Genomic DNA, 24,251 nt, shown 5'->3' on the forward strand with positions numbered 1-24,251 from the left:
CTATTCGGTTGCCCCGACGGTCCGTCGGGCAGACTTTCGACATGGACTTCCGTTCCGCCTACCGGCACGGTTTCGCCAGGGTCGCCGCGGCGACCATCACCACGACGATCGCCGATCCGGCCGCGAACGCCGCTGCCGTGCTGGCCACGGCCCGGGAGTGCCACGACGAGGGCGTCGCCGTCGTGGTGTTCCCGGAGCTGACGCTGTCGGGGTACTCGATCGAGGACGTACTGCTGCAGGACGCGCTGCTGGACGCCGTCGAGGCCGCGCTGGCCGACGTGGTGGCGGCCTCCGCCGACCTGCTCCCGGTGCTGGTGGTCGGGGCACCGCTGCGCTACCGGCACCGCCTGCACAACTGCGCGGTGGTGATCCACCGCGGCCAGGTGCTCGGGGTGGCGCCCAAGTCCTACCTGCCCACCTACCGCGAGTTCTACGAGCGCCGCCAGGTCTCCCCCGGCGACGACGTCCACGACGTGCTCACCGTCGCCGGGCAGGAGGTGCCGTTCGGGCCCGACCTGCTGTTCGCGGCGTCCGACGTGCCCGGGCTGGTGCTGCACGTCGAGATCTGCGAGGACATGTTCGTGCCGGTGCCGCCCAGCGCGGAGGCCGCGCTCGCCGGCGCCACCGTGCTGGCGAACCTGTCGGGCAGCCCGATCACGATCGGCCGGGCCGAGGACCGGCACCTGCTGTGCCGCTCGGCGTCGGGGCGCTGCCTCGCCGCGTACGTCTACGCGGCCGCCGGCGAGGGCGAGTCCACCACGGACCTCGCGTGGGACGGCCAGACCATGATCTACGAGAACGGCCTGCTGCTCGCCGAGACCGACCGGTTCCCGAAGGGTCCGCGACGCAGTGTCGCCGACGTCGACCTGGACCTGTTGCGCGCGGAACGGCTGCGCATGGGCACGTTCGACGACAACCGGCGTCACCACGCCGCGCGGCTCGACCGCTACCGCACGGTCGGCTTCCGGCTGGACCCACCCGACACAGATCTCGGCCTGCGCCGCGTCGTCGAGCGCTTCCCGTTCGTGCCCGCCGACGAGTCCCGGCTCGAGCAGGACTGCTACGAGGCCTACCTGATCCAGGTGTCCGGGCTGGAGCAGCGGCTGCGCGCCATCGGCCAGCCGAAGGTCGTCATCGGCGTCTCGGGCGGTCTCGACTCGACGCACGCCCTGATCGTCGCGGCGAAGGCCATGGACCGGCTGGGGCGTCCGCGCTCCGACATCCTCGGCTTCACCCTGCCCGGGTTCGCCACCGGTGAGCGCACCAAGGGCAACGCGTGGCGGCTCGCGGACGCGCTGGGCATCACGTTCGAGGAGCTGTCGATCACCAGCGCCGCCCGCCAGATGCTCACCGATCTCGGCCACCCGTTCGCCGAGGGCGAGCCCGTCTACGACATCACGTTCGAGAACGTGCAGGCCGGGCTGCGCACCGACTACCTGTTCCGGGCCGCCAACCAGCGCGGCGGCATCGTGCTGGGCACCGGCGACCTGTCGGAGCTGGCGCTGGGATGGTGCACCTACGGCGTCGGCGACCAGATGTCGCACTACAACGTGAACGGCGGCGTCCCGAAGACGCTCATCCAGCACCTCATCCGCTGGGTGGTGTCGTCCAACCAGTTCGACGACGCCGTCGACGACGTCCTCACCGACGTGCTCGACACCGAGATCACGCCGGAGCTGGTGCCGACCGGTGAGGACGAGGAGGTGCAGTCCAGCGAGGCGACGGTCGGCCCGTACGCGCTGCAGGACTTCACCTTGTTCCACACGCTGCGCCACGGCATGCGCCCCTCGAAGATCGCGTTCCTGGCGTGGCACGCGTGGCACGACGCCAAGCTGGGCGAATGGCCAGCCGGCTACCCGGAGGAGCAGCGCCCCGAGTACGACCTTGCCCAGATCAAGCACTGGTCGCAGGTCTTCGCCCGGCGGTTCTTCCAGTTCAGCCAGTTCAAGCGCTCGGCGCTGCCGAACGGCCCGAAGGTGTCCGCGGGCGGGTCGCTCTCGCCGCGCGGGGACTGGCGCGCGCCGTCGGACATGTCGGCGCGGATCTGGTTGGCCGACCTGGACAACGTCCCGGAGAGCTGATCCCGCAACTGTTCGGCGGATTGCGAAAATTGTTTTGAAATGCTATGATGGCGTTTCCGTCGGATAGCGTTCAGGAATGCATTCCTGGATCGAGGACGACGCCGAGGTATCGGCGTTCCTCCGCTCGCTCGACGCCACGTCCTTCGACGACCGCATCCTCGTCGCCGACGCCCGCCGCGTCGCGATCGTCGAACGATCCGCGCTGGCAGCAGCACTGCCCGCCCGTCGGGCGGCGTTCGCGGCTGCGGGCGCCGCGGCGCCTCGGCTGACCCACGCCGCAGCGCTCCCGCTCGACGAGCACCACGTGCTCGTCACCGCGACGTGGAAGGCAGGACAGTTCGACCTCGCGTCGACCTACCTGTTGCGTCGCACGGCCGACGGGCTGCGCGCCATCGCCTACGTGAACCACCGCGACCTAAAGTCCGCCCGCGCCGCGGACACGTAGCCTCGAGACCATGGCCACCGCCACCGGCATCGTCGCGTTCGAGCACACCTACGCCCGCGACGTCCCCGCGCTGACCGTGCCGTGGACCGCGGCGCCGGTGGCCGAGCCGCGACTGCTGGCGCTCAACGAGGAGCTAGCCGTCGAGCTGGGCCTGGAACCGCAGGCGTTGCGCGAGCCGTCCGGCCTGGCCCTGCTGACCGGCAACGGTGTGCCTGACACAGTGGCGATGGCGTATGCCGGCCACCAGTTCGGGCACTACTCCCCCCGGCTCGGCGACGGGCGGGCGCTGCTGCTCGGCGAGCTCGTCGACCCCGCCGGCCGGCGCCGCGACCTGCACCTCAAGGGCTCCGGGCGCACCCCGTTCGCCCGCGGCGGCGACGGGTACGCCGTCGTCGGGCCGATGCTGCGCGAGTACCTCGTCAGCGAGGCCATGCACGCGCTCGGCATCCCCACGACGCGGTCGCTCGCCGTGGTCGCCACCGGCCGCGCGGTGGCGCGCGAGCGGCTGCTGCCCGGAGCCGTGCTGGCGCGGGTCGCCGCGAGCCACATCCGCGTGGGCACGTTCCAGTACGTGGCCGCCACCGGCGACCACGACCTGCTGCGCAGCCTCGCCGACCACGCGATCGCCCGGCACCACCCGTCCGCCGCCGGCGCCGCGAACCCGTACCTCGCCCTCTACGAGCAGGTCGTCGCGGCGCAGGCGGAGCTGATCGCGCAGTGGATGCTCGTCGGGTTCGTGCACGGCGTCATGAACACCGACAACATGACGATCTCCGGCGAGACCATCGACTACGGGCCCTGCGCGTTCATGGATGCCGTCGACCCGCGCACCGTGTTCAGCTCGATCGACACGACCGGTCGCTACGCGTACGGCAACCAACCGGCCATCGCGCAGTGGAACCTGGCGCGGTTCGCCGAGACACTCCTGCCGCTCCTCACCGACACGACCGACGCGGCCGTGGAGGTCGCCACCGCGGCCCTCACCGCGTTCGCCGACCGGTACCGGGCCGCCCTGCTGGCTGGTATGGCCGCGAAGCTCGGGCTCCGCAGCGTCGACCAGCAGCTCGTCGACGACCTCATGGCCCTGCTGGAGGCGGGCCTGGTCGACCACACCTCGTTCTTCCGCGCGCTGGCGGCAGGCACCGCGCGCGACCTGTTCCTCGACCGCGCCGCCTTCGACGCGTGGTCGGCTCGCTGGTCCGCGCTGCAGCCGGACACGCAGGCCATGGACCGGGTCAACCCCGTCTACATCCCACGCAACCACCTCGTCGAGGCCGCACTCGACGCCGCCACCTCCGGCGACCTCGGACCGTTCGAGGAGCTCCTCTCCCTCGTCCAGCAGCCGTTCTCGGTTCGGCCCGGGATGGAGCGCTACGCCGCGGCCGGCAGTGGCCCCATCGTCACGTACTGCGGGACGTGAGCCGTTCGGCTCCGACGGGTGCCGGTGGTGTCCATCTCCTCGTTGCCAGCGGCGGTGGCCATCGGCCGTCCGACGAGTTGCTCAGCACGGACGCGCTGCGCGCCTCGGCGGCAGGCGACGGCCGCGACGTCCTGAACGCCGACCTCCTCGACGTCACACAGCGAGTGGCCACGTCACACAGGTTGGGCGGTGTGTGCGGTGGCCACGCATTATGTGACGTCGTTGCCGTCGCCATCGGGCGTGCTTCGTGTCGCCGCCGGTTCTCTTGCGGGAGATTCCGCGGGGTACGGGTTGCTGCCGCGCTGCTTCCGCTCCTCGGCCCTGACGGGCCTGCGGTGCGGCTCAGCTTGCCCACGAACCACCCGGGTCACCCTGCTCGGGTGGTCACCCCACGTGGTGCCGCTGATCCTGATTCTTCCCGTTTTCGCTGGTCACGAGCACCGCCATGCGCTAGAATCGAACACATGGTCGACGTCGAGGAGTGGGTCGGGGTACCCGACGCGCTGCTGCTCGACGGCTCCCCGTCCCCGGCGGCGGTGCAGCCGTCGGGATGGTTGGCGCTCGAACTCGACCAGTACTTCTCCGACCCCTCCACCCTCGACGACCCGGCCCTGATCGACGCCCTGATCGGCTACGAACGCCTCGCCGCGTGGGCGCAGGCCCGGCAAGCCCGACTGATCGCCGAACTGGCCGCGCGGCGCACCGAACCCGATTCGGTGACCGACTGGGCCGCCGACGAGGTCGGCACCGCCCTGCACCTGTCGTCCGGGACGGCGGCGTTCCGCACCCGCCAAGCCGAAACCCTGACCGCGCGGCTGCCGGACACCCTGGCCGCGTGGGAAGCCGGCCTGATCGATCAGCGGCGGGTCACGGTGATCACCGAAGGCACCGCGAATGTGTCCGATGAGCACGCCGCCTTGGTGGAGGCCCGGGTGTTGCCGCGGGCGCCGCAGCAGACCGCGGCGCAGCTGCGGGCGGCGGTGAAGCGGGCGATCATCGCGGTCGATCCCGCTGGTGCGCAGGAGCGCCACGAGCGGGCACGCGCGGATCGGCGGGTCGCGGTCAACCCCGAACCCGACGGCATGGCCTCGCTGTGGGCGCTGCTGCCCGCCCCGAACGCGGTCGCGGCGTTCGAGTGGTTGACCCGGTTGGCCCGCGGCTGCGGCGCTGAGGATCCGCGGTCGATGGATGAGCGGCGTGCGGACCTGTTGGCGGATCTGCTGTCGGGGCGGCTCACCAACCCCGACCTGGCGCTGCCGGCCCCGGTGAACCCGGGCAAGCCGCTGGTGCAGCTGCTGATGCCGATGACGAGCCTGTTCGGGTTGACCGATGACCCGTGCGAGCTGCTCGGGTACGGACCGATCACCGCCGAGATGGCCCGGGAGATCGCCGCCACCGCGGTGTGGCGGCGGTTGTTGTTCGACCCCGCCACCGGGGCGCTGCTGGATCACGGCCGCACCACCTACACCCCACCCGCCGCGCTCGCCGATCACGTGAAGGCGCGGGATGTGTACTGCCGCTTCCCCGGCTGCCGGCGCAAAGTCGTCAACGGCGAACTCGACCACATCACCGCATTCGCCGACGGCGGCACGACGAGCGCAATCAACCTGGCCGGGTACTGCGTGCGGCATCACCATCTGAAGCACGCCGGCGGTGGTTGGCAGCTCCGGGCGCTGCCCGACGGCGGGCTGGAGTGGACCACCCCGACCGGGCGCGCCTACGTGACCCGGCCCTACGACTACCGCGCCGACCCCGACCCACCCTGATCATCGCCATTTCGCGACCGCAGACAGGCTGCGGCCGCCGCGATCTGACGCGGCGGCAGGTGTTGCGCCGTCGGTTGCCCGGACGAAAGCCCGGCCGGGTCCTACCGTGCGATACCTGCCTGCGCCGGCGATCGTCCCGCGGCGTGCACTTGCTTGGGCGTTGCGATCTCCACGATCGGTGCCCAGCTCGCTTGCTCGCCGCCGGCTTTCGCACCGATCCGCGGTCGCCGATCCTTGGCTGATACCAACTGTCGAATGAATCCCTTCGGACCGGAGTGACGGCGAGAACGGCGCGTGCTCGATCGGCTCTTGTGCATGGGCCTTGACCCCGGTTCGTGGACACGGGGGGTGGATTACGCCGCTTCCGGGACGGTAGCTGCGTAGGCGTTCTCGTAGGCGTTCGGAGTCTGGTAGCGGCACCAGGAGTGTCGGCGTCGGGTGTTGTAGCGGGTCAGCCAGCGGAACAACTCGCGTCGGCAGGTGGTGGCGTCGGGCCAGGTCCGGGTGTCTTGGAGGACTTCTCGTTTGACGGTGGCGTTGAACGACTCGGCCAGCGCGTTGTCGGCGCTGGACCCGACCGCGCCCATGGACTGGGTCACCCCGAGCTGGTCGCAGAGTTGGGCGTAGGCGCGGGAGGTGTAGACCGAGCCGTGATCGGAGTGGAAGATCGCCCCGGCCAGGCTCCCGCGAGTCGCTGCCGCGGCGTGGAGGGCGTCGGCGACCAGGTCGGTGCGCATGTGATCGGCGATCGCCCAGCCGACCAGTCGTCGGGAGAAGCAGTCGATGACGGTGGCCAGGTAGAGGTTGTGGCCGTCGGCCAGGGGCAGGTAGGTGATGTCGCCGACGTAGACGCGGTTGGGCACGGCGGCGGTGAACTCGCGACTCAGCAGGTCGGGCACCGTGGTGTCGGCGGGCTCGGGGATCGTGGTGCGGACGGTGCGGCGTCGGCGGTAGCCGTGGATGCCGTGTTCGCGCATGACCCGGGCGACGCGCTTGTGGTTGACCCGCCGCTGAGGCGGTGCGCCGTCGTTGAGCTCGGCGGTGATTCTGGGCCGTCCGCAGGTGGTGTCTGCGTCGTGCACGGTGCGGATCCGGGCCGCGAGTGCGGCGTCGGCAGCGGCTCGCGCGGCGCGGGTCGGCGCGGCTGCCTTCCACGCGTAGAACGACGATCGCTCGATCTCCACGAGCGCGCACAACCGCTTCACACTCCAGCCAGGGCGGGAGGTGGTCGAGTGCTCGGCGACGAACTGGAAGCGGCTCACCAGTTCGTCTCCCCGGCGAAATACTTGGCCGCCTGACGGAGGATCTCCCGCTCGGTCTCGAGCTTGGTCTTCTCCGCGCGCAACGCGGCGTTCTCGGCCTCCAACCGGGCCAGCCGCTGCTCCGGCGTCTCTGGCTCACCGAGAGCAGACCGCGCACCCGCCGGTGGCCGGCTCACGGCACGGGCCCGCAGTGGGCTGGGGGCCGCGGTGCCGTCCGCGGCGGTCTTGCGGCCAGTGCCGAACAGGTCGAGCCAGGCTCGCAGGGTGCTGCGTTCGATCCCCAGGTCCTCGGCGATGCCACGCACCGTCGCACCCGGCGAGGACTCGTACAACTCGACGGCCTGCCGACGGAACTCGTCGGAGTAGTTCTTGCGGGCCATAGCTCTGGATCATCTCGCTCACTCCAGCAGCTGCTGGATTCGGCGTGTCCAAGATCCAGGGTCAAGGCCCCATCCGCACCGTCGTCGGCCCAAACCTCACGCGGGCGGCGTGCGCGACGGTCGCCACGACATCGGCCAGTTCCCAGATCCACATGCCGCTTCGACATCGTTGAGGTCGGCTCCAACCCGTCGTGCTGCTGCGCTCGGCCAGCGCGGTCCTGGCTTTACCTCCTCGAGCCGGGACACCGTATGGTCGCCCCCGCTCCACCACAGCAGACCTCGCATCCGGCCCGTCGATCGCGGTGTGGATCATGCTGGCCAGGACGCCCGGAAGGGTCCGAGGTCTTCGCCGCGGGCGGATCGCGCACCGCCGCGGGCTGCGTTCGGGCAGCGGCTGCTCGTCCTCTCCCGCGCATTCCCGGTGGATCGACACCAACCCTCGCCACGCGCATCTCCCGAGCGCGGACCCCCAGCCGTGCGGCGCGGGTGGATCCCGGTGATCGTGGACACGGCGGGGCCGGCCGGCGCGGATCCGCTCCTACCGTGGAGGGATGAGCACCGCCGCCGTTCCCGAGCCCGACCTCCGCGTGACGCCGCCGAAGACGGCGGCCGCGGGGTTGCCGGCGGTCGCGGTGAGCCTCGGGATGGCCGTGGGGCAGATGGGGGTCGCGCGGACGGCGCGCAACCTGTTGCGGCTCAACCAGGTCGACGGTTTCGACTGCATGAGCTGCGCATGGCCCGACCCCGACCCGAAGCACCGGCACACCGCCGAGTTCTGCGAGAACGGCGCCAAGGCCGTCGCGTGGGAGGGTGACACGCGGCGGATCGACCGCACCTTCTTCGCGGAGCACTCGCTGGCCGACCTCGAGGAGCGCAGCGAGTACTGGATGGGCCAGCAGGGGCGGCTCACCGAGCCGATGGTGCGCCGTGCCGGCGGCACGCACTACGAGCCGATCGGATGGGACGCCGCGTTCGCGCTGGTGGCCGAGCACCTCACCGCGCTCGACGACCCGAACCGGGCGCTGTTCTACACGTCCGGCCGCGCCTCGAACGAGGCCGCGTTCGTCTACCAGCTGTTCGCGCGGGCGTTCGGCACGAACAACCTGCCCGACTGCTCGAACATGTGCCACGAGTCCACCTCGGTGGGCCTCGCCGAGACGATCGGGGTCGGCAAGGGCTCGGTGTCGCTCGACGACCTCCACCACGCGGACCTCATCGTCATCTCCGGGCAGAACCCGGGCACCAACCACCCGCGCATGCTGTCCGCGCTCGAGATCGCCAAGCGCAACGGTGCGACGATCATCGCGATCAACCCGCTGCGCGAGGCCGGCCTGCTGCGGTTCAACAACCCGCAGAAGCCGGGCGGCCTCACCGGGCACGGCACCGAGCTGGCCGACCACTTCCTCCAGATCCGCTCGAACGGCGACCACGCGCTCTGGCAGGCCCTCGGGCACCTCCTGCTCGCACGCGGAGTGGCCGACCACGCCTTCATCGCCGCGCACACCCGCGGCTTCGAGGCGTGGGCCGCGCACGTCGCCGAGATCGACCGGGACGCGGTCGTCGCGGCCACCGGGCTGGAATGGGACGAGATCGAGCGCACCGCCGACATGCTCGCCTCGGCCGAGCGGATCGTGCACTGCTGGGCCATGGGCATCACCCAGCACCGCGACGCCGTCGCGACGATCAAGGAGTTCGTCAACGTCGCGCTGCTGCAGGGCATGATCGGCAAGCCGGGCGCCGGGTTGTGCCCGGTGCGCGGGCACTCCAACGTGCAGGGCGACCGCACGATGGGCATCTGGGAGCGCTCCCCCGCCTCCTTCCTCGACGCCCTCGGCGCCGAGTTCGGGTTCGAGCCGCCCCGCGAGCACGGGCTGGACGCCGTCAAGGCCGTCGCGGCGCTGCGGGACGGTGACGCCGACGTGTTCGTCGGGCTCGGCGGCAACTTCGCCTCCGCGATGTCCGACACCGCCGTCACGGAGGCGGCGCTGCGTCGGGCGAAGCTGACCGTGCAGATCTCCACGAAGCTCAACCGCTCGCACGTCGTCGCCGGGGAGACGGCACTGATCCTGCCGACGCTCGGGCGCACCGAGAAGGACCGCACCGGCGGGATCGTGCAGCGGGTGACCGTCGAGGACTCGATGTCGGCGGTGCACGCGTCCCGCGGCCGTGCGGAGCCGGCCAGCCGCCAGCTGCGTTCCGAGGTCGACATCATCTGCGGCATCGCCGCCGCCACCCTGGGCAGCCGGTTCGGCATCCCCTGGCACGACTTCGCCGTCGACTACGACACCATCCGCGAACGCATCGGCCGGGTCGTGCCCGGCTGCGCGGGCTACGCCGAGAAGATCCGCACGCGCGGCGGCTTCGTGCTGCCGCACGGCCCGCGCGACAGCCGCACCTTCCCCACCGCGTCGGGCAGGGCCGAGTTCACGGTGAGCCCGCTGGCCGTCACCGCGGTGCCGGAGGGCCGGCTGGTGCTGCAGACCATCCGCAGCCACGACCAGTTCAACACCACCGTCTACGGCCTCGACGACCGCTACCGCGGCATCCACCACGGCCGCCGTGTCGTGTTCGTCGGATCGGCCGACCTGGCCGAGCTGGGCCTGGCCGACGGCGACGTCGTCGACCTCGTCAGCGAGTGGGAGGACGGGATCGAGCGCCGGGCCGACGCCTTCCGCGTCGTGGAGTACTCGACGCCCAAGGGCTGCGCGGCGGCCTACTACCCGGAGACGAACCCGTTGATCCCGCTGGAGTCGACCGCGGAGTTCAGCAACACCCCGACGTCGAAGTGGGTCGTCGTGCGGCTGGAGCCGTCCCGCTGAGGGACGCTAGACCCGGCGTTGGACCCGCAGGAGGTAGGCGCGGCGGTCCAGCGGGTCCGGCTCCGTCCGTGCGCGCCGCGGCGGAGCACCGGTCGCCGGGCGGTAGCCGCCGTGCTCGGTCTCCAGCACGCCGACGCCGCCGGTGCGGCCGGCCAGCCCGCGCCGCAGCTCCTGCACGGCGACGGCGGGGACGACGCCCTCCAGCCGGGCCGTGCCGCCGACGATGCGCGGCGCGTCGGGCACCGCGCCGAGCCGGCTCAGTTCGGGCCACAGCGCGGGCAGTGCCGCCTCCGGCGCCTCGAGCAGGAACCGATCGACCGGTTCGAGCACCTGGGTGCCGGCCTGCCGCAGCGCGGCCATCAGCACGAGCGGGGTGAGCAGCCGGAAGTCCCCCGCCGTGCTGGACATGCTCTTGTCGAACGTGCCGTGTGCGTGGCTCTGCCGGGCCCAGTAGCCGCTGTGGGTCATGGTCACCGCGGCGTCGACGACCGCCCAGCCGGCCAGTCCCTCGGTCAGCGTCTCCACGACGGTCTCCTCCACGGCCCGCATGAACGCGGCCGGCATCGAACCCAGCTCGACCTCACGCCGGAACTGCGGGCCGGCGCCGTCGGCAGCCGACTCGATGCGCAGTCCCACCGTCGCGAGGAACGGGTTGTCGCCGGTGTCGATGATCTCCGCAGCGGCACCGGTGCCGGTCACGCGTTCGATGCAGATGGGCGTGACCGGCCGGAACGTCACGCCGATCCCGTCCTCGGCGGCGAGCCGCGCAGCGATCACCTCCTGCTGCACCTCCCCGTACAGCGATACGGCCAGGTCGCCGGTCCGCGCGTCCTGGCGCAGGTCCACGAGCGGGTCCTCGTCGGCGATGCGGCCGAGCGCGACCCGCAGCTCACCGGCCCACCGCGGGTCGTCGGGCACGACGACGGTCTCCAGCCCGGGTGGCGCGAACTGCGTGATGCAGCCGGCAGGCGAGGTCCCGACCGCGTCGCCGACGCGTGCGGTGGCCAGGCCGCGGACCCGCCCGATCCGCCCGGCCGGCAGCACGTCGGCAGGAGCGCCGGGCTCGGCCGGCTCGATCGCGGTGACCCGCCCGGCCGGTAGCCGATCCCGCGCACGCAACGTGCCGGTGAGCATGCGGACCTGCGCGATCCGCTCCCCCGTCGACCCGCGCTCGATCGCGAACACCGTGCCGGAGACGGGTCCGTCCGGGTCGCCGCCGGCGGCCGGGAGAAGGGTCGCGATCGCGTCGACCAGCTCGTCCACCCCGGCCCCGGTGATCGCCGAGCCGGCGAGGACGGGATGCACCGACCCGTCGGCCGTTCGCGCCGCCAGGCGCTCGGCCACGAGTCGCGCGTCGGCCCGCCCGGCCGCCCAGGCATCGAGGACGATGTCGTCGTGCTCGGCGAGCGTCTCCGCGACGGCGGACGGGCAGCGCGCGCGGACCGTTGCAGCGCGGTCACCGGCGTGCACCACGTCGACGACGGGGACGATCGCCGGGGTCAGTTCGGCGGCGATCTCCGCGACGACCCGATCCGGGTCGGCCCCCGCTCGGTCCACCTTGTTGACGAACAGCAGGCAGGGCAGCCGCAGGCGGCGCACCGCGCGCATCAGCACGCGGGTGCGCGCCTGCACGCCCTCCACCGCCGACACGACGAGCACGACGCCGTCGAGCACGGCGAGTGCCCGTTCCACCTCTGCGACGAAGTCGGGGTGGCCGGGGGTGTCGACGAGCTCGACGAGGCGCGGCCCGGTCGGCGTCGTCAGCGTGAAGGCCGCGACGGCGGTGCGGATGGTGATGCCGCGTCGGCGTTCGAGGTCGAGCGAGTCGGTGGCGGTGGTGCCGCGGTCGACGCTCCCCAGCTCGGCGATGACGCCTGCGCGGAACAGCAGGCGCTCGGTGAGGCTGGTCTTACCGGCGTCGACGTGCGCGAGCACGCCGAGGTTGAGCACGGGTGACAGTGGACGCACGGGCGTTCGGATCCCTGGGGTCGGCGATGACGGCCATCTCGGTGATCGCGAACGCAGCTCGCACGTGCTCGTCCTCTCTCGTCGGTTGCTGCACCACCAGACCAGGCCGGCCGCGTCGCGGCAACGGGATTTGCGCTCGGCCACTCAGTGCAACGACTGCGCCTGTTCGCCACCCGTTCGGGCCGGTCGCAGACGCCCGTCGACCACACAGCGCGAACGGCGCGTGGGGGGCGCAACCTCTCCTTACGCTCCCCGGCATGTCCGCGAACGCTCCCCACGTCATCGCCGGACCGCTCACCACGACCGAGCGACCCGGATACGACCTCGATCACTGGCTCGGCGACGACGCCCAGCCCGACCTCGTCCGCCCGATGGCGACGCTGCTCGCCGCGTTCACGGTGCTGGTGGCTCTGACCGCCTCGCTCGTCGCGGCCCTGACCGGGTAGCCGTCAGCGCGCCCGCCGGGACCTGCCGAACGGTGGCCACCCGGTCGAGCCCGGTCAGGGATGCTCCAGCGCCTCCCGCACGTCCATCGCCGAGTCGTACGTGCGGTCCTCCAGAGCGGCGACCAGCGCGATCGTCTGCTCGTCGGCGCCCTCGGCGCGGGCGCGCGCGACGAGCTCGTCCAGGCGGGCCGGGAAGGAGCCGGTCAGGTACTGCAGCACGATCGTCCGCGCGGTGGTGGCCATGCCGGGGCGTACCCCGGCGCGGCCCGCGGCACACGACCGGAACTGTCGGGGGTCGGTCCTACCGTCGGGCCCATGACGAACCACCACACGATCGCCGTGACCGCACCCACCGGCCATGTCGGATCGCGCGTGGCGCAGCTCCTCGTCCAGGCCGGCACCCGGCCCGTGCTGCTCGTCCGCGATCCCGACCGGCTCGATCCCGGCCTCCGCGCCGCCGCTGAGGTCCGCACCGTCGATCTGGCCGATACCGAGTCGGTCCGCTCCTCCACGAAGGGGGTCGACGCCGCGTTCTGGCTCGACGGCGTCGGCGAGTCGGCGCCCGACCCGATCGCCGCGTCCACCGCGTTCGGCGCCGCCGCGGCCGCCGCCGTCGAGGCGAACGAGATCGGCCGCAACGTGTTCCTGTCCAGCGGCGGCGCCGAGCTGCGCCACGGCGCCGGCAACATCGACGGCCTCGCCGCCATCGAGATGGCGCTCGACGCCACGGGTGCCGACGTCACGCACCTGCGCTGCGGCTACTTCTTCACCAACCTGCTGTTCGACCTCGACGGGCTGCGCGACGGCCGGATCAGCGGGCAGCGCCGGCCCGACGAGCGGATCCCCTGGGTGGATCCGCGCGACATCGGCGAGGTCGCCGCGGCGCGGCTGCTCTCCAGCAGCTGGTCGGGCCGGCACGTGCAGGGGGTGCAGGGCCCGCAGGACCTCAGCTTCGCCGAGGTCGCGGCGATCCTGAGCGAGGCGCTGGGTCGTCCGGTCCGCTACGTCGAGGTCTCCGACGACGACGTGCGGGAACAGATGCGCGCCGCGGGCCGCCCGGAGGCCGTCATCGAGGGCATCGTCGGGATGACGGCGGGCACGCGGGACCGCGAACCCGCCGTGCCCCGCGAGTACGTCACCACCACCCCCACGCCGCTCAGCGCGTGGGCGTTCACGACCCTGCGGCCGCTGCTAGCGGCGTGAGCCCACTGGCTTGAGCGGGTCGTGCCCGATCCGCATGAGCTTGCGGCGCCAGTGCGCCTGCCCGGCGGTGGGTTCCATGTCCACCCCGCGTTCGGCGTGCACCCGGTCGACGACGCGGCGCATCACCGCCACGTCGTCGGCCGTGAGGTCGCCACGGCGCTTGCCCAGCACCGCGAGGGTGGCCCGGCCGGTCGGGGTGCCGATCGGACCGACCGCGGGCTCGCTGTCCTCGTGCGCGTCGTCGGTCTCCAGCCATTCCCGCAGCTCGCGGGAGGTCATGTTCACCACGCGGTGGAACTCGTTCCAGAGCTCGTCGTCGACGTGTTCGGCCATGGCTGCGGCCTACCCGCTCGGCCGGCGTGGCATGCGCGGGAATGCCGCGGGCCCGTGCGGGCTTGACCGGAGGAGGCGACGGAGGGAGCTGACCGGTGGACGACCCGAGTCCTGACGGGCTGCGGCTGGCGATCGCGCTGGACGGCACCGGCTGGCATCCCGGTTCGTGGCGGGCGCCCGGCGCCCGCCCGCGGGATCTGCTGACCGCCGGGTACTGGGTCGACGTCGTCCGCGAGGCCGAGCGCGGCCTGGTCGACCTCGTCACGATCGAGGACTCCCTGGGCCTGCAGGCCGACGGCGGTCAGGACCCGGGTGAGCGCACCGACCGGGTCCGCGGACGGCTCGACGCGGTGCTGGTGGCGGCCCGGGTGGCACCGATCGTGCCGCACGTCAGCATCGTGCCGACGGCCGTCACGACGCACACCGAGCCGTTCCACCTGTCGAAGGCCATCGCGACGCTGGACTTCGTCAGCGGCGGCCGGGCCGGCGTCCGCGTGCAGGTCTCGGGACGGGCCGACGAGGCCGCCCTGGTCGGCCGCCGACCGGTGCTCCAGATCGCCGACCTGTTCGCCGAGGCCGCCGACTGGGTCGAGGTGGTGCGCCGGCTCTGGGACTCCTGGGAGGACGACGCGGAGATCCGCGACGCCGCCACCGGGCAGTTCGTCGACCGCGACCGCCTGCACTACATCGACTTCTCCGGCCCGCACTTCGCCGTGCGCGGCCCGTCGATCACGCCGCGACCGCCGCAGGGGCAACCGGTCGTCGCCGCGCTCGCCCACCGCGACGTCGCGTTCGAGCTGGTGGGCAGCAGTGCCGACCTCGGGTTCGTCACCCCGCACGCCACCGGCGACATCGCCGCCATCCTCGGCGAGATCCGAGCTGCGCAGGACGCTGCCGGGCGGGCCGGCGAGCCGCTGCCCGTGCTCGGCGACGTGCTGGTCGTGCTCGACGACGACGCCGGCGCTGCCGCCGACCGCCTCGGCCGCCTCGACGAGCTCGCCGGCGAACCGTTGACGAGCGACGCGCTGGTCTTCGCAGGCACGCCTGCGGGGCTCGCCGACGTGCTGCTGGAGTGGCGCCGGGCGGGACTGGCGGGCGCCCGGCTGCGACCGGCCACGATCGCCGACGACCTACCTGCGATCAGCCGCGGCCTGGTGCCCGAGCTGCAGCGCCGGGGCGCCTTCCGCACCACCTACCCCGATGGGTGGGCGGGCACGCTGCGCGGGCTGCTCGGCATGGACCGTCCGGCCAACCGCTACGCCACGACCGGAGGCGCGCGATGAGCGACCGCAGGCAGATGCACCTGGCCGCCCACTTCCCCGGGGTCAACAACACCACGGTGTGGAGCGACCCGGCGGCGGGCAGCCACATCGAGTTCTCCTCGTTCGCCCACCTCGCGCAGACCGCGGAACGGGCCAAGTTCGACTTCCTGTTCCTGGCCGAGGGCCTGCGGCTGCGGGAGCAGAACGGGCTCATCTACGACCTCGACGTGATGGGCCGCCCCGACACGTTCACCGTGCTCGCCGCGCTGGCCGCGGTCACCGAGCGGCTCGGGCTGGCCGGCACGATCAACTCGACGTTCAACGAGCCCGTGGAGGTGGCGCGGCAGTTCGCCTCGCTCGACCACCTGTCGGCCGGACGCGCCGCCTGGAACGTCGTGACCAGCTGGGACGCGTTCACCGGGGAGAACTTCCGGCGCGGCGGCTTCCTGCCGCAGGACCGCCGCTACGTACGGGCCAAGGAGTTCCTGGACGCGGCGTTCACGCTGTTCGACTCGTGGCGCGGCGACGAGATCGTCGCCGATCCCGAGTCGGGCACGTTCCTGGCCGATCCCGACGCCGGCCGCTTCGCCGTCTCGTCGTCGGAGTTCGACATCTCCGGCCGGTTCTCGGTGCCGCGCAGCCCGCAGGGACGGCCCGTGATCTTCCAGGCAGGCGACTCGGAGGAGGGTCGCGAGTTCGCCGCGTCCACCGCCGACGCCATCTTCACCCGGCACGGCACGCTCGACGCCGGCCGCGAGTTCTACGCCGACGTGAAGGGCCGCCTCGCGAAGTACGGCCGCTCCCCGGACTCGCTCAAGATCCTTCCGGCTGCGACGTTCGTGCTCGGCGACACCGACGCTGAGGCGCAGGAGCGGGCTGATCACGTCCGCCGCCAGCAGGTCAGCGGCCAGACGGCGATCAAGTTCGCCGAGCAGCTGTGGAACCGCGACCTGTCCGACCGCGACCCGGACGGGCCGTTGCCGGCCGAGGACCCGATCGTCGGGGAGAACACGATCGCGAAGGGTCGCGCCAGCGTGCGGATGTACCGCGACCCGGTCGCGACGGCCCGGCAGTGGCGCGAGCTGGCCGCGGCGAAGAACCTCTCGCTGCGCGAGGTCGTCATCGAGATGACGGGCCGGCAGAACTTCATCGGCACGCCGGCGCAGGTCGCCGACACGCTCGACGAGTTCGTGCAGGCCCGGGCCAGCGACGGGTTCATCCTGGTCCCGCACATCACGCCGGGCGGCCTGGACGAGTTCGCCGACCGGGTGGTGCCGCTGCTGCAGGAGCGCGGGGCGTTCCGCTCCGAGTACACCGGCACGACCCTGCGCGAGCACCTGGGCCTCGACGCTATCCGCCGACCTTCGACCTGATCTTCGGCACCAACGCCACCGCGGCGTCGACGTCGTGCTGGCCGCTGTTGGTGGCGACCTGCACGCTGCACAGCCGGTTGCCACCGCAGACGAACTCGACCGCGCCGTTGATGTCGCGCATCCCGTTGGGGAGGTTCCGCTCGGGGCCGAGCGAGGGATCCCACTCGGGGAGCGTCCCGTTGATGGCCGTGTCGGTCTGGCCGACCTCGACCGTGAGCGAGAAGGCGTTCTGGGGGTCCTCCCACATGCAGGTGCCGCCGTCGTCGAGCTTGGTCGCGCGGCCGCGCGGCGCGGACTCGATGAGCTTCTTGACCTCCGCGTCGGTGAAGAACGAGCACACGTCGATGGGTGCCTTGCCGGCGCTGCCGCCGCCGCTCGGGGCGCCGGCCGGTGCGGCTGCCCCGACCGGGATCGCGGTGCCGTTCGTGACGGAGGTGCCGCAGCCGGTCAGCAGCGCGGCCGAGACGAGCGAACCCAACAGGAGGACGCGCAGGGTCGGGGCAGGCGAGGTCATGGACGTCCACTCGGTCGAGGTGCGGTTTCGTTAACCCGCAGTGATCGTCGACCTGGCACGTCGGTCAGGCACGAGTAGTGCGCTACCTAAAGAGGGCCGGACTTCCGCTCCGCGTCGCGGAGCGCCCGCATCTGCGGCGGCACCAGTTCCAGAAGCTGGTCGGGGCGCAGCGGGAGGTCGAGCAGGCTCAGCGCGACCCGGCTGCGGGCGCCGTAGCGGGCGGCGTCGAGCCGCACCACCTGGCCGGCGTCGCGCTGCAGCTCGACGTGCACCACGGTGTCGCGGACGGGCTCGACGGCGGCGACCCCGTCGATCTCGATGCGTGCCGGGTCGGTGACCGCGAGCCCGACGGGTTCGGTGTCGCCCAGCACGAGCGACCGGCTGATCCCGGCCATCGGCGCGACCGGCGTCATCAGCACCACCGGGGCGGACGGCGACACCACCGGCCCGCCGGCTGCGTAGCTGTACGCGGTCGAGCCCGTCGAGGTGGCGACGACGACGGCGTCGGCGCGGTAGTAGCCGTACCGGTCGCCGCTCACCGACAGGTCCACCGCGACGGCGGAGCGGCCGGGCGACCGGCTCACCACGACGTCGTTGAACGCAACGGCGCTGGGGCCGTCCCCGATCCGCACGCGCAGGGCGTGCCGCAGCTCCAGCGCGAACGCGCCGCTGGTGATCCGGTCCAGCGCGTCCGGCAGCTCGGCGGGCTGGATGTCGACGAGGAAGCCCAGGTGGCCGTGGTTGACGCCGATGACCGGGGCCGGGCGGTCGGCCAGCAGGCGCAGCGCCCCGAGCATCGTGCCGTCGCCCCCGAGGCTCACGACCGCGTCGACGGTGGCGGCGAACTCGGCGTCCGGCAGTCCGCGACAGCCCGCCCGGTCGGCGTCGACGCTCCTCGCCACGAGCTCCACGCCGTGTCCGGCGCTCCAGCTGCGGAGCGTGGCGAGCGAGTCGTCGGGGGTGCGGGTGGGGTGCAGGACGAGTCCCAGGATCTTCGACGGCACGTCACCCAGTCTGCCCGGCCCGCACAGTTCAAGGATCTTCGCAGCCGGGATCCTGCGCGACCCGTTCGTGGTGTGCTTGACCGTCCGGGTTTCGAGCCCGGTCGGATACACAAAGGGGGCCACGATGATGAAGCGCATGGCGCAGGCGGTCGTTGCCGCACTGCTGGTGGGGGCCGCGTTGACCGGCACGGTCTCGACGGCGGCGCTTGCGGTGCCGACGACGGGGGACGGCACGCGGGTGACCGACCCGGGCGACACCGGCGGCGGAACGCGGGTGACCGGCGTCGGCACCAACAGCACCGACTGGACGTAACAACCGGCACGCTCCCCGCGAGCGGGTGTGCCGAGGTGGTGCACCCGCTCGTCGGCGTGGGGTCACCCGCAGTCGGGCAGCGCGTCGAGCAGCGCCAGGTACTCCTGCACAGCGACCGCCGGCGGCCCGTCCACCACGATCCGGCCGCCGTCGAAGAGCAGCGCGCGGTCGAAGCCGGCGATGGCGTCGAGGTCGTGCGTGACCACGACGGCCTGCTGCGGCAGCGCCGCGATCACCGCCCAGGTGCGACGCCGGTTGCGCAGGTCCAGTGAGGTCGTCGGCTCGTCGAACACGATGCACGCCGGCTCGAGCACCGTCACGGACGCGATGGCGAGCAGCTGCTTCTCCCCGCCGGAGAGCAGGTGGGCCGGGCGATCGGCCAGCTCCGACAACCCGAACCGGTCCAGCGTCGCCGCCACCCGCTCGGCGATCTCCGCCCTGGGCACGCCCTGGTGCTTCAGCCCGAACGCGACGTCCTCGGCGACCGTGGGCATGACGATCTGCAGGTCGGGGTCCTGGAACACGAACCCGACCCGGCGGCGCACCACGCGGCCGGCCCGGCGGGTGTCGTGCCCGTCGACGGTGACCGTGCCCGCTGTGGGCAGCAGCAGCCCGTTGAGCAGGCGGGCGAACGTCGACTTGCCGGAACCGTTCGCGCCGATCACGGCGATCCGCCGCTCGCTCAACGTGACGTCGACGCCGTGCAGGACGGGCCGGCCGTCGTAGTGCAGGTCGACCCCGCGCACCTCGATCATGCGCGTTGCGGTGCCGCCTCGATCACCGGGTAGGCGCGGCGCACCGATACGGCGGCGACCGCCGCGATCGCGACCTTCACCAGGTCACCGAGCAGGAACACCGCCGAGGCGGCCGCGACGGGCAGCAGCGGCAGCCCGGACACGACGGCCGTCCACGGGATGCCGAACGCGTAGACGACGCCGATGCCGCCGACGACGTTGGCGAGCACGGCCCAGCCCAGGTGGTAGCGGTGCCACACCCGTTCGGTGATCAGGCCGACGACGAACGCGCCGACCACCCAGCCGATGATGTAGCCGCCGGTCGGGCCCAGCAGGACGCCGATGCCGCCCCGGCCGCCGGCCAGCACGGGCAGCCCCACGGCGGCCATCAGCACGACCACCAACATCGCGAGCGCACCTCGACGCGCGCCGATGATGGAGCCGGCGAGCATCACGCCCAACGACTGCGCCGTGACCGGCACGGGGAGGAACGGCACCGCGATCGGCGGGAACAGCCCCAGCACCACCATGATCGCCGCGAAGACCGCCACGTAGGCGAGATCCCGAGTGCGCACGCCGTCTCCCGTCACCGCTGTCGAGGCGCGCGACCCGGATCGACGCCGCGCGCGTCGAGAGCCTGAGCGAGACCGTCCGCCGTGCGCAACGTCTTGACCAGCAATGGGGTGAGGAACACGATGCTGCGTTCCACCCCACGGGCGCGCTGCGCCGCGCGGACCCCGTCGGCGTGCTCGCGCAGCACCGGCACGAACCGGATCGTCATCAGCACGACCATGCCGACGCGTTCGGGGCGCACGCCCAGCGGCCGCAGCGGCGCCAGCGCGGCCTCCACGACGGCGATCAGGGCGTCCGCTCGGGTGGTGAGCGTGACCAACCCGGCCAGCGCGAGCAGCGTCAGGATGCGCAGGCCGACCACCAGCGCGGCCAGCCAGCCGCCGACGAGGACCTGCACCACCAGGATGATCGCGAGGAACGGCAGCGCGATGCCGATCTGGCGGGCGGCGAGGCGCGCCGGCACGCGGGCGACGACGAACCCGACCGCGACGGCCAGCAGGAACCCGCCCAGCACCCACGGGTCGGTGACGAGGAAGAGGCCGATCCCGGCACCGAGCAGGCACGCCAGCTTCAGCCACGCCGGCAGCGCATGGACCGGCGTGCGCGCGTCGTGGTAGATGCTCAGCATGGCCGCCGAAGTCTCGCACGCCGCGGCGCAGGCGTTCGCCCACCTCGTCGGGCAGTGGCGCCTGCGCCGCGCGTTCGAACCGGGCATCGGCACGTTCACCGGCACCGCCGTCTTCTCCCCCGTGTCCGCGGAGCTGTTGCACTACCGCGAGGACGGCGAGCTGCACCTCGCCGGCGGGCACCGGGGCGCCGCGTGGCGCGAGTACCGCTACGTGCTCGCCGGCGCGGAGATCCACGTCTGCTTCGTGGAGGACGGCACCACCGGTCGGGTGCTGCACCGCCTGCAGGCCGCCCAGGTCAGCACGGACGTGCACCTCTGCGTGGCCGACACCTACACCGGCCGCTACGACCTCGGCGGGCTGCCCGGCTCCTTCACCGTCGAGATGGACGTGCACGGGCCGGCCAAGGACTACCGGACCCACACGGTCTACACCCGGCCCTCACTCGATCGGGTGCTCTCCGAGGGTTACTGAAGCGCTGCGCCGGGTAATCGCGATGGACGGGGTGAGATGGCCGGAGCGAGCGAGAGGTGGTCACGGGGTGCGCACGACGATCGAGCGAACCGGGACGGCACACGCGACGGTTCCCGGGCAGCGCCCCGCCAGTGACCCCGCCGCCAGTGACCCCGCCGCCGGTGACCGGGCCGACCTGGCGCTGCGCCTCGTCGACGCCCTCGGCCGACTGGGCCCGGTGCTCGATCCCGCACCCGCATCCCGCGACCGGGCGCGCGCCCGCATCGCCGCGCTCCTCGCCGCGGGGCGCCCCGCCTGACCTGATGACAGCGCTCGACCGGCTGCGCGACATCTGCACAGCACTGCCCGAGGTCGACGAGCGGCTGAACCACGGCGAGCCGTCGTGGACCGTCCGTCGACGCGCGTTCGCCACGTACACCGAGCGCTTCCACCAGCGGCCCGACCTCTGGTGCCCGGCCCCGCCGGGCGCGCGAGAAGCCCTGCTGGCGACCGAACGGGACCGGTACTTCGAACCCCGGTTCGGCGGGCGCGCCTGGATCGGGATCCGGCTCGACGGCGACCCGGACTGGCAGCAGGTCACCGAACACGTCCACGAGGCGTACCTGCTGGTGGCGCCGCAGCGGCTGGCCGCGGAGCTGCCGCCGCTCAGGCCACGGGCGAGGTGAGCTCCTCGCCGGGAACGCGTTCACCCAGCCGCACCGCCGCAACCCCGGCCAGCACCAGCACCGCACCCGCGATCTGCATCGGGCGCGGCACCTCGGCGAGCAGGAGCCACGCCAGCACGAGCGCGGCCACGAGCTCCGTCAGCCCGCAGAACGACGCCAGGCGCGCGCCCAGTCGTCGCGCTGCGCCGATCCCGGTGGCGTAGGACAGCGCCGCGGTGACCAGGCCGAGGGTCAGCATGGGCACCCACCACGCCATCGTGACGCCGCCGAGCGCGACGTCCGCGGCCGACGTGGCCAGCGGCAGCAACCCGACGGCTCCGGTGACCAGCAGGCCGACCCCGCCGACGAGCAACCCGGCGGCGGCGAGCACCACGCCGGGCAGCTCGGCGTCGACGCGGGCCGAGAGCACGAAGTAGGTGGCCGCGCCGAGCATGGCGAGCAGCGCCCACGCGATGCCGATCCCGCTCAACGTGCCCGCGCCGAGGTCGAGCACCAGGACGAGGCCCGTCATGCCCAGCAGCGCCCCGGCGACGGTCAGGCCCGTCGGCCGTTGCGCGTGCCGCAGCCACAGCCACACCACTACGGCGATGGGCGAGGTGAACTCGACCAGCAGCGCGATCCCGACGGGCAGGTAGCGGATCGCGGTGAAGTAGGCGAACTGGGTGCCCGCGACCGGGACCAGCCCGTACAGCAACACGACGGGCAGGGACCGGCGCAGGACGGGCCACCGCCCGCGCAGCACCACGAGGGCCGGCGGCACGAGCGCCGCGCCCCCGACCAGCACCCGCGCGGCGACGGCGGCAGCTGGGCTCCAGCCGGCGTCGAGCAGCCCGCGGCCGATCGGGCCGGAGAGCGCGAACGACACCGCCGACACCAGGGCCAGGCCGAACCCTCCGATCGTCCGGCGGGTCACGTCCTGCGCGTTGTCATGAGTCATGGCGCTCATGGCTCATGACGCTATGGACAGCGCGGTAAGCTGTCAACGTGGTTTTCGCCCATGACATCAACTCGACGCTCGTCGCAGCCGTCGCGCTGGTCAACTCCGCGGAGCCACCCGACACGCTCACCACGCTCGCCGAGCTCGACACGTTCTTCACCGAGCACCGCTACTCCGGCCGCCGGCCCTCCGGCGCCGACGACCTCGCCGCGGTGCGGGCACTCCGCGCGCCGCTGCGGCGGTTGCTCACCAGCGACCGCGACACCACGGCCGCGCTGGTCAACGCGATGCTCGCCGAGCACCGGGCGGTACCGCGGCTGGTCCGCCACGACGACCTGGACTACCACATCCACGCGAGCGACGACGACGCTCCGTTCGCGGAGCGACTGGCCGTGGAGACGGCGATGGCGATGATCGACGTCGTGCGCGCCGACGAGCTGAGCCGCCTCTCCATCTGCGCCGACGACACGTGCGAGGGCGTCGTGCTCGACCTCTCGCGCAACCGATCGAAGCGATTCTGCAGCGTGACCTGCGGCAACCGCGTCGCCGTCGCGGCCTACCGGGCACGGCGCAGCTGACTCCCCCCGACGGGACCGCCACGGGACTATGGTCCGAACGGCCGATCCACGTTCGCGGAGGGAACTGCTGATGAACCCGCTCAGCAAGATCGTCGCGGCGGCTCGCGGGCCCGTCCAGGCCGTGAACAAGGCGCTCACCCGACCGGCGGCGCACACCCCGCACGCAGTCGCGCGGATGCTGCGCGGCGGCTCACTGGAAGAGGCGGTCCGCGGGCGGATCGTGCTGATCACCGGAGCGTCGTCGGGGATCGGGCACGCGACGGCGGTGCGGATCGGCGCTGCCGGTGGCACCGTCGTGCTGGTCGCCCGCGGTGAGGAGAAGCTGCGCGCGACAGCGGCGGAGGTCGAGGCCGCGGGCGGCACCGCGCACGTGCATCCGTGCGACCTCACCGACATGGACGCGATCGACGCACTCGTGGCCGCGGTGCTCGAGCAGCACGGGCGCGTCGACGTGCTGGTCAACAACGCGGGCCGGTCCATCCGCCGCTCGCTCGCGCTCTCGTACGAGCGCTTCCACGACTTCGAGCGCACGATGCAGCTCAACTACTTCGCGCCGCTGCGGCTGATGCTGGGCCTGCTACCCGGCATGCGGGAACGCCGGTTCGGGCAGGTCGTGAACATCTCCTCGATCGGGGTGCAGACGAAGGTGCCGCGGTTCGGCGCGTACATCGCGTCCAAGGCGGCGCTGGACACGCTCTCCGACGCGTTCCAGGCCGAGACGCAGGACGAGGGCGTGCGGTTCACCACCGTGCACATGCCGTTGGTTCGCACGCCGATGATCGCGCCGACCACCCTCTACGACAACTTCCCCACCCTCACCCCGGAGGAGGCCGGCGCGGTGGTCTGCGACGCGATCGTGACGCGGCCGCGGCGGTTCAGCCCGGCGTTCGGGCGGGTGGCGTCGTTCGCCGACTCGATCACGCCGGAGATCATGGACTTCGTCCGCAACCGAGGGTTCAAGATGTTCCCCGACTCGGCCGCCGCGAAGGGTCGCCCCGACGCGGGTGCCGAGCAGGACGCGTCCGTGGCACAGCGGGTCTTCGTCGAGTTCACCAACGGCAACCACTGGTAACGG

25 protein-coding genes are annotated in these 24,251 nt (G+C 72.6%); 15 read left to right on the forward strand and 10 right to left on the reverse strand.

Going from position 1 to position 24,251, the window contains the following annotated elements:
- The first annotated feature begins 41 nt into the window (after window positions 1-41).
- From ACQEVB_RS27875 to ACQEVB_RS27890, 4 genes are all read left to right on the forward strand, one after another.
- On the forward strand, window positions 42-2,081 hold the full coding sequence (locus ACQEVB_RS27875) for an NAD(+) synthase (RefSeq protein ID WP_432977286.1): 2,040 nt from the start codon (window positions 42-44) through the stop codon (window positions 2,079-2,081).
- A 76-nt stretch (window positions 2,082-2,157) separates the two neighbouring features.
- Window positions 2,158-2,526, forward strand: a complete 369-nt coding sequence (locus ACQEVB_RS27880) for a hypothetical protein (RefSeq protein ID WP_432977289.1) — start codon at window positions 2,158-2,160, stop codon at window positions 2,524-2,526.
- A 10-nt stretch (window positions 2,527-2,536) separates the two neighbouring features.
- Window positions 2,537-3,946, forward strand: coding sequence for a protein adenylyltransferase SelO (locus tag ACQEVB_RS27885; RefSeq protein ID WP_432977292.1), 1,410 nt, complete (start codon window positions 2,537-2,539; stop codon window positions 3,944-3,946).
- Window positions 3,943-5,712, forward strand: coding sequence for a DUF222 domain-containing protein (locus ACQEVB_RS27890; protein WP_432977295.1), 1,770 nt, complete (start codon window positions 3,943-3,945; stop codon window positions 5,710-5,712). Before ACQEVB_RS27885 ends, ACQEVB_RS27890 begins: the two co-directional genes overlap by 4 nt.
- A 353-nt stretch (window positions 5,713-6,065) precedes the next feature.
- Here the strand turns inward: ACQEVB_RS27890 and ACQEVB_RS27895 are convergent.
- A protein-coding gene (locus ACQEVB_RS27895) for an IS3 family transposase (RefSeq protein ID WP_432977298.1) occupies window positions 6,066-7,354 on the reverse strand; the annotation gives its coding sequence in 2 pieces (ribosomal slippage) (window positions 6,066-6,991 and window positions 6,991-7,354; 1,290 coding nt in all).
- Between the two features lie 551 nt (window positions 7,355-7,905).
- On the opposite strand from ACQEVB_RS27895, the gene ACQEVB_RS27900 reads away from it, so the two are divergent.
- On the forward strand, window positions 7,906-10,173 hold the full coding sequence (locus ACQEVB_RS27900; RefSeq protein WP_432977301.1) for an FdhF/YdeP family oxidoreductase: 2,268 nt from the start codon (window positions 7,906-7,908) through the stop codon (window positions 10,171-10,173).
- 6 nt (window positions 10,174-10,179) lie between these two features.
- Here ACQEVB_RS27900 and ACQEVB_RS27905 read toward each other — a convergent pair whose 3' ends face one another.
- Complete coding sequence (locus tag ACQEVB_RS27905) at window positions 10,180-12,141, reverse strand: GTP-binding protein (protein ID WP_432977304.1); 1,962 nt, start codon at window positions 12,139-12,141, stop codon at window positions 10,180-10,182.
- Between the two features lie 257 nt (window positions 12,142-12,398).
- Between ACQEVB_RS27905 and ACQEVB_RS27910 the strand changes: the two genes are divergently transcribed.
- Complete coding sequence (locus tag ACQEVB_RS27910; protein WP_432977307.1) at window positions 12,399-12,587, forward strand: hypothetical protein; 189 nt, start codon at window positions 12,399-12,401, stop codon at window positions 12,585-12,587.
- Between the two features lie 54 nt (window positions 12,588-12,641).
- Here ACQEVB_RS27910 and ACQEVB_RS27915 read toward each other — a convergent pair whose 3' ends face one another.
- Window positions 12,642-12,830, reverse strand: coding sequence for a DUF2795 domain-containing protein (locus tag ACQEVB_RS27915; protein ID WP_432977310.1), 189 nt, complete (start codon window positions 12,828-12,830; stop codon window positions 12,642-12,644).
- 72 nt (window positions 12,831-12,902) lie between these two features.
- Here ACQEVB_RS27915 and ACQEVB_RS27920 point away from each other — a divergent pair, with 72 nt between their 5' ends.
- Window positions 12,903-13,790: an NAD(P)H-binding protein gene (locus ACQEVB_RS27920; protein WP_432977313.1), complete on the forward strand. Its 888-nt coding sequence runs from the start codon at window positions 12,903-12,905 to the stop codon at window positions 13,788-13,790.
- Here ACQEVB_RS27920 and ACQEVB_RS27925 read toward each other — a convergent pair.
- Window positions 13,779-14,123 carry a DUF3140 domain-containing protein gene (locus ACQEVB_RS27925; RefSeq protein WP_432977316.1) on the reverse strand — a complete coding sequence of 115 codons (345 nt, stop codon included), beginning with the start codon at window positions 14,121-14,123 and terminating at the stop codon, window positions 13,779-13,781. The two genes, ACQEVB_RS27920 and ACQEVB_RS27925, sit on opposite strands and share 12 nt — an antisense overlap.
- A 95-nt stretch (window positions 14,124-14,218) precedes the next feature.
- Between ACQEVB_RS27925 and ACQEVB_RS27930 the strand changes: the two genes are divergently transcribed.
- Together ACQEVB_RS27930 and ACQEVB_RS27935 are read left to right on the forward strand one after the other, a co-directional pair.
- Complete coding sequence (locus ACQEVB_RS27930) at window positions 14,219-15,406, forward strand: LLM class flavin-dependent oxidoreductase (protein ID WP_432977319.1); 1,188 nt, start codon at window positions 14,219-14,221, stop codon at window positions 15,404-15,406.
- Window positions 15,403-16,758: an NtaA/DmoA family FMN-dependent monooxygenase gene (locus ACQEVB_RS27935; protein WP_432977322.1), complete on the forward strand. Its 1,356-nt coding sequence runs from the start codon at window positions 15,403-15,405 to the stop codon at window positions 16,756-16,758. The genes ACQEVB_RS27930 and ACQEVB_RS27935 overlap by 4 nt, the downstream gene beginning before the upstream one ends.
- Here ACQEVB_RS27935 and ACQEVB_RS27940 read toward each other — a convergent pair.
- Together ACQEVB_RS27940 and ACQEVB_RS27945 are read right to left on the reverse strand one after the other, a co-directional pair.
- A complete protein-coding gene (locus ACQEVB_RS27940; protein WP_432977325.1) occupies window positions 16,736-17,272 on the reverse strand; it encodes a DUF3558 family protein in 537 nt (178 codons plus the stop codon). The genes ACQEVB_RS27935 and ACQEVB_RS27940 overlap by 23 nt on opposite strands.
- A gap of 86 nt (window positions 17,273-17,358) precedes the next feature.
- Complete coding sequence (locus ACQEVB_RS27945) at window positions 17,359-18,276, reverse strand: NAD(+)/NADH kinase (protein ID WP_432977327.1); 918 nt, start codon at window positions 18,274-18,276, stop codon at window positions 17,359-17,361.
- 124 nt (window positions 18,277-18,400) lie between these two features.
- Here ACQEVB_RS27945 and ACQEVB_RS27950 point away from each other — a divergent pair, with 124 nt between their 5' ends.
- On the forward strand, window positions 18,401-18,589 hold the full coding sequence (locus ACQEVB_RS27950) for a hypothetical protein (protein ID WP_432977329.1): 189 nt from the start codon (window positions 18,401-18,403) through the stop codon (window positions 18,587-18,589).
- A gap of 62 nt (window positions 18,590-18,651) precedes the next feature.
- Here the strand turns inward: ACQEVB_RS27950 and ACQEVB_RS27955 are convergent, their stop codons facing one another.
- From ACQEVB_RS27955 to ACQEVB_RS27965, 3 genes are read right to left on the reverse strand one after another with little or no spacing between them, the layout of a single operon-like run.
- On the reverse strand, window positions 18,652-19,344 hold the full coding sequence (locus ACQEVB_RS27955) for an energy-coupling factor ABC transporter ATP-binding protein (protein WP_432977332.1): 693 nt from the start codon (window positions 19,342-19,344) through the stop codon (window positions 18,652-18,654).
- Window positions 19,341-19,898, reverse strand: coding sequence for a biotin transporter BioY (locus ACQEVB_RS27960; protein WP_432977335.1), 558 nt, complete (start codon window positions 19,896-19,898; stop codon window positions 19,341-19,343). The genes ACQEVB_RS27955 and ACQEVB_RS27960 overlap by 4 nt, the downstream gene beginning before the upstream one ends.
- A gap of 11 nt (window positions 19,899-19,909) precedes the next feature.
- Window positions 19,910-20,524, reverse strand: coding sequence for an energy-coupling factor transporter transmembrane component T family protein (locus ACQEVB_RS27965; protein WP_432977338.1), 615 nt, complete (start codon window positions 20,522-20,524; stop codon window positions 19,910-19,912).
- Between ACQEVB_RS27965 and ACQEVB_RS27970 the strand changes: the two genes are divergently transcribed.
- The 3 genes from ACQEVB_RS27970 (at window position 20,523) to ACQEVB_RS27980 (ending at window position 21,661) form a co-directional block, all read left to right on the forward strand.
- The gene (locus tag ACQEVB_RS27970) at window positions 20,523-20,996 is read left to right on the forward strand and encodes a DUF6314 family protein (RefSeq protein ID WP_432977341.1); all 474 of its coding nucleotides are present in this window, start codon (window positions 20,523-20,525) and stop codon (window positions 20,994-20,996) included. The two genes, ACQEVB_RS27965 and ACQEVB_RS27970, sit on opposite strands and share 2 nt — an antisense overlap.
- 67 nt (window positions 20,997-21,063) lie before the next feature.
- Window positions 21,064-21,294, forward strand: coding sequence for a hypothetical protein (locus ACQEVB_RS27975; RefSeq protein ID WP_432977344.1), 231 nt, complete (start codon window positions 21,064-21,066; stop codon window positions 21,292-21,294).
- Window positions 21,295-21,298: 4 nt separating this feature from the next.
- On the forward strand, window positions 21,299-21,661 hold the full coding sequence (locus tag ACQEVB_RS27980; protein ID WP_432977347.1) for an MmcQ/YjbR family DNA-binding protein: 363 nt from the start codon (window positions 21,299-21,301) through the stop codon (window positions 21,659-21,661).
- On the opposite strand, the gene ACQEVB_RS27985 is transcribed toward ACQEVB_RS27980, so the two are convergent.
- A complete protein-coding gene (locus ACQEVB_RS27985; protein ID WP_432977350.1) occupies window positions 21,642-22,607 on the reverse strand; it encodes an EamA family transporter in 966 nt (321 codons plus the stop codon). The genes ACQEVB_RS27980 and ACQEVB_RS27985 overlap by 20 nt on opposite strands.
- 38 nt (window positions 22,608-22,645) lie before the next feature.
- Between ACQEVB_RS27985 and ACQEVB_RS27990 the strand changes: the two genes are divergently transcribed.
- Together ACQEVB_RS27990 and ACQEVB_RS27995 are read left to right on the forward strand one after the other, a co-directional pair.
- Complete coding sequence (locus ACQEVB_RS27990) at window positions 22,646-23,176, forward strand: CGNR zinc finger domain-containing protein (RefSeq protein WP_432977353.1); 531 nt, start codon at window positions 22,646-22,648, stop codon at window positions 23,174-23,176.
- Window positions 23,177-23,246: 70 nt separating this feature from the next.
- Complete coding sequence (locus ACQEVB_RS27995) at window positions 23,247-24,248, forward strand: SDR family NAD(P)-dependent oxidoreductase (protein ID WP_432977356.1); 1,002 nt, start codon at window positions 23,247-23,249, stop codon at window positions 24,246-24,248.
- The last annotated feature ends 3 nt before the right edge of the window (window positions 24,249-24,251 follow it).

Source organism: Pseudonocardia sp. CA-107938, from assembly GCF_050936315.1.
In the GTDB taxonomy this organism is placed as follows: domain Bacteria; phylum Actinomycetota; class Actinomycetes; order Mycobacteriales; family Pseudonocardiaceae; genus Pseudonocardia.

Bases quoted from the DNA above. Each gene is read 5' to 3' on its own strand.
- ACQEVB_RS27985 (WP_432977350.1), bottom strand. From the start codon at position 22,607: ATGAGCGCCATGACTCATGACAACGCGCAGGACGTGACCCGCCGGACG.
- ACQEVB_RS27900 (WP_432977301.1), top strand. From the start codon at position 7,906: ATGAGCACCGCCGCCGTTCCCGAGCCCGACCTCCGCGTGACGCCGCCG.
- ACQEVB_RS27970 (WP_432977341.1), top strand. From the start codon at position 20,523: ATGGCCGCCGAAGTCTCGCACGCCGCGGCGCAGGCGTTCGCCCACCTC.
- ACQEVB_RS27940 (WP_432977325.1), bottom strand. From the start codon at position 17,272: ATGACCTCGCCTGCCCCGACCCTGCGCGTCCTCCTGTTGGGTTCGCTC.
- ACQEVB_RS27995 (WP_432977356.1), top strand. From the start codon at position 23,247: ATGAACCCGCTCAGCAAGATCGTCGCGGCGGCTCGCGGGCCCGTCCAG.
- ACQEVB_RS27950 (WP_432977329.1), top strand. From the start codon at position 18,401: ATGATGAAGCGCATGGCGCAGGCGGTCGTTGCCGCACTGCTGGTGGGG.
- ACQEVB_RS27935 (WP_432977322.1), top strand. From the start codon at position 15,403: ATGAGCGACCGCAGGCAGATGCACCTGGCCGCCCACTTCCCCGGGGTC.
- ACQEVB_RS27980 (WP_432977347.1), top strand. From the start codon at position 21,299: ATGACAGCGCTCGACCGGCTGCGCGACATCTGCACAGCACTGCCCGAG.
- ACQEVB_RS27920 (WP_432977313.1), top strand. From the start codon at position 12,903: ATGACGAACCACCACACGATCGCCGTGACCGCACCCACCGGCCATGTC.
- ACQEVB_RS27915 (WP_432977310.1), bottom strand. From the start codon at position 12,830: ATGGCCACCACCGCGCGGACGATCGTGCTGCAGTACCTGACCGGCTCC.
- ACQEVB_RS27875 (WP_432977286.1), top strand. From the start codon at position 42: ATGGACTTCCGTTCCGCCTACCGGCACGGTTTCGCCAGGGTCGCCGCG.
- ACQEVB_RS27965 (WP_432977338.1), bottom strand. From the start codon at position 20,524: ATGCTGAGCATCTACCACGACGCGCGCACGCCGGTCCATGCGCTGCCG.
- ACQEVB_RS27885 (WP_432977292.1), top strand. From the start codon at position 2,537: ATGGCCACCGCCACCGGCATCGTCGCGTTCGAGCACACCTACGCCCGC.
- ACQEVB_RS27925 (WP_432977316.1), bottom strand. From the start codon at position 14,123: ATGGCCGAACACGTCGACGACGAGCTCTGGAACGAGTTCCACCGCGTG.
- ACQEVB_RS27880 (WP_432977289.1), top strand. From the start codon at position 2,158: ATGCATTCCTGGATCGAGGACGACGCCGAGGTATCGGCGTTCCTCCGC.
- ACQEVB_RS27910 (WP_432977307.1), top strand. From the start codon at position 12,399: ATGTCCGCGAACGCTCCCCACGTCATCGCCGGACCGCTCACCACGACC.
- ACQEVB_RS27955 (WP_432977332.1), bottom strand. From the start codon at position 19,344: ATGATCGAGGTGCGCGGGGTCGACCTGCACTACGACGGCCGGCCCGTC.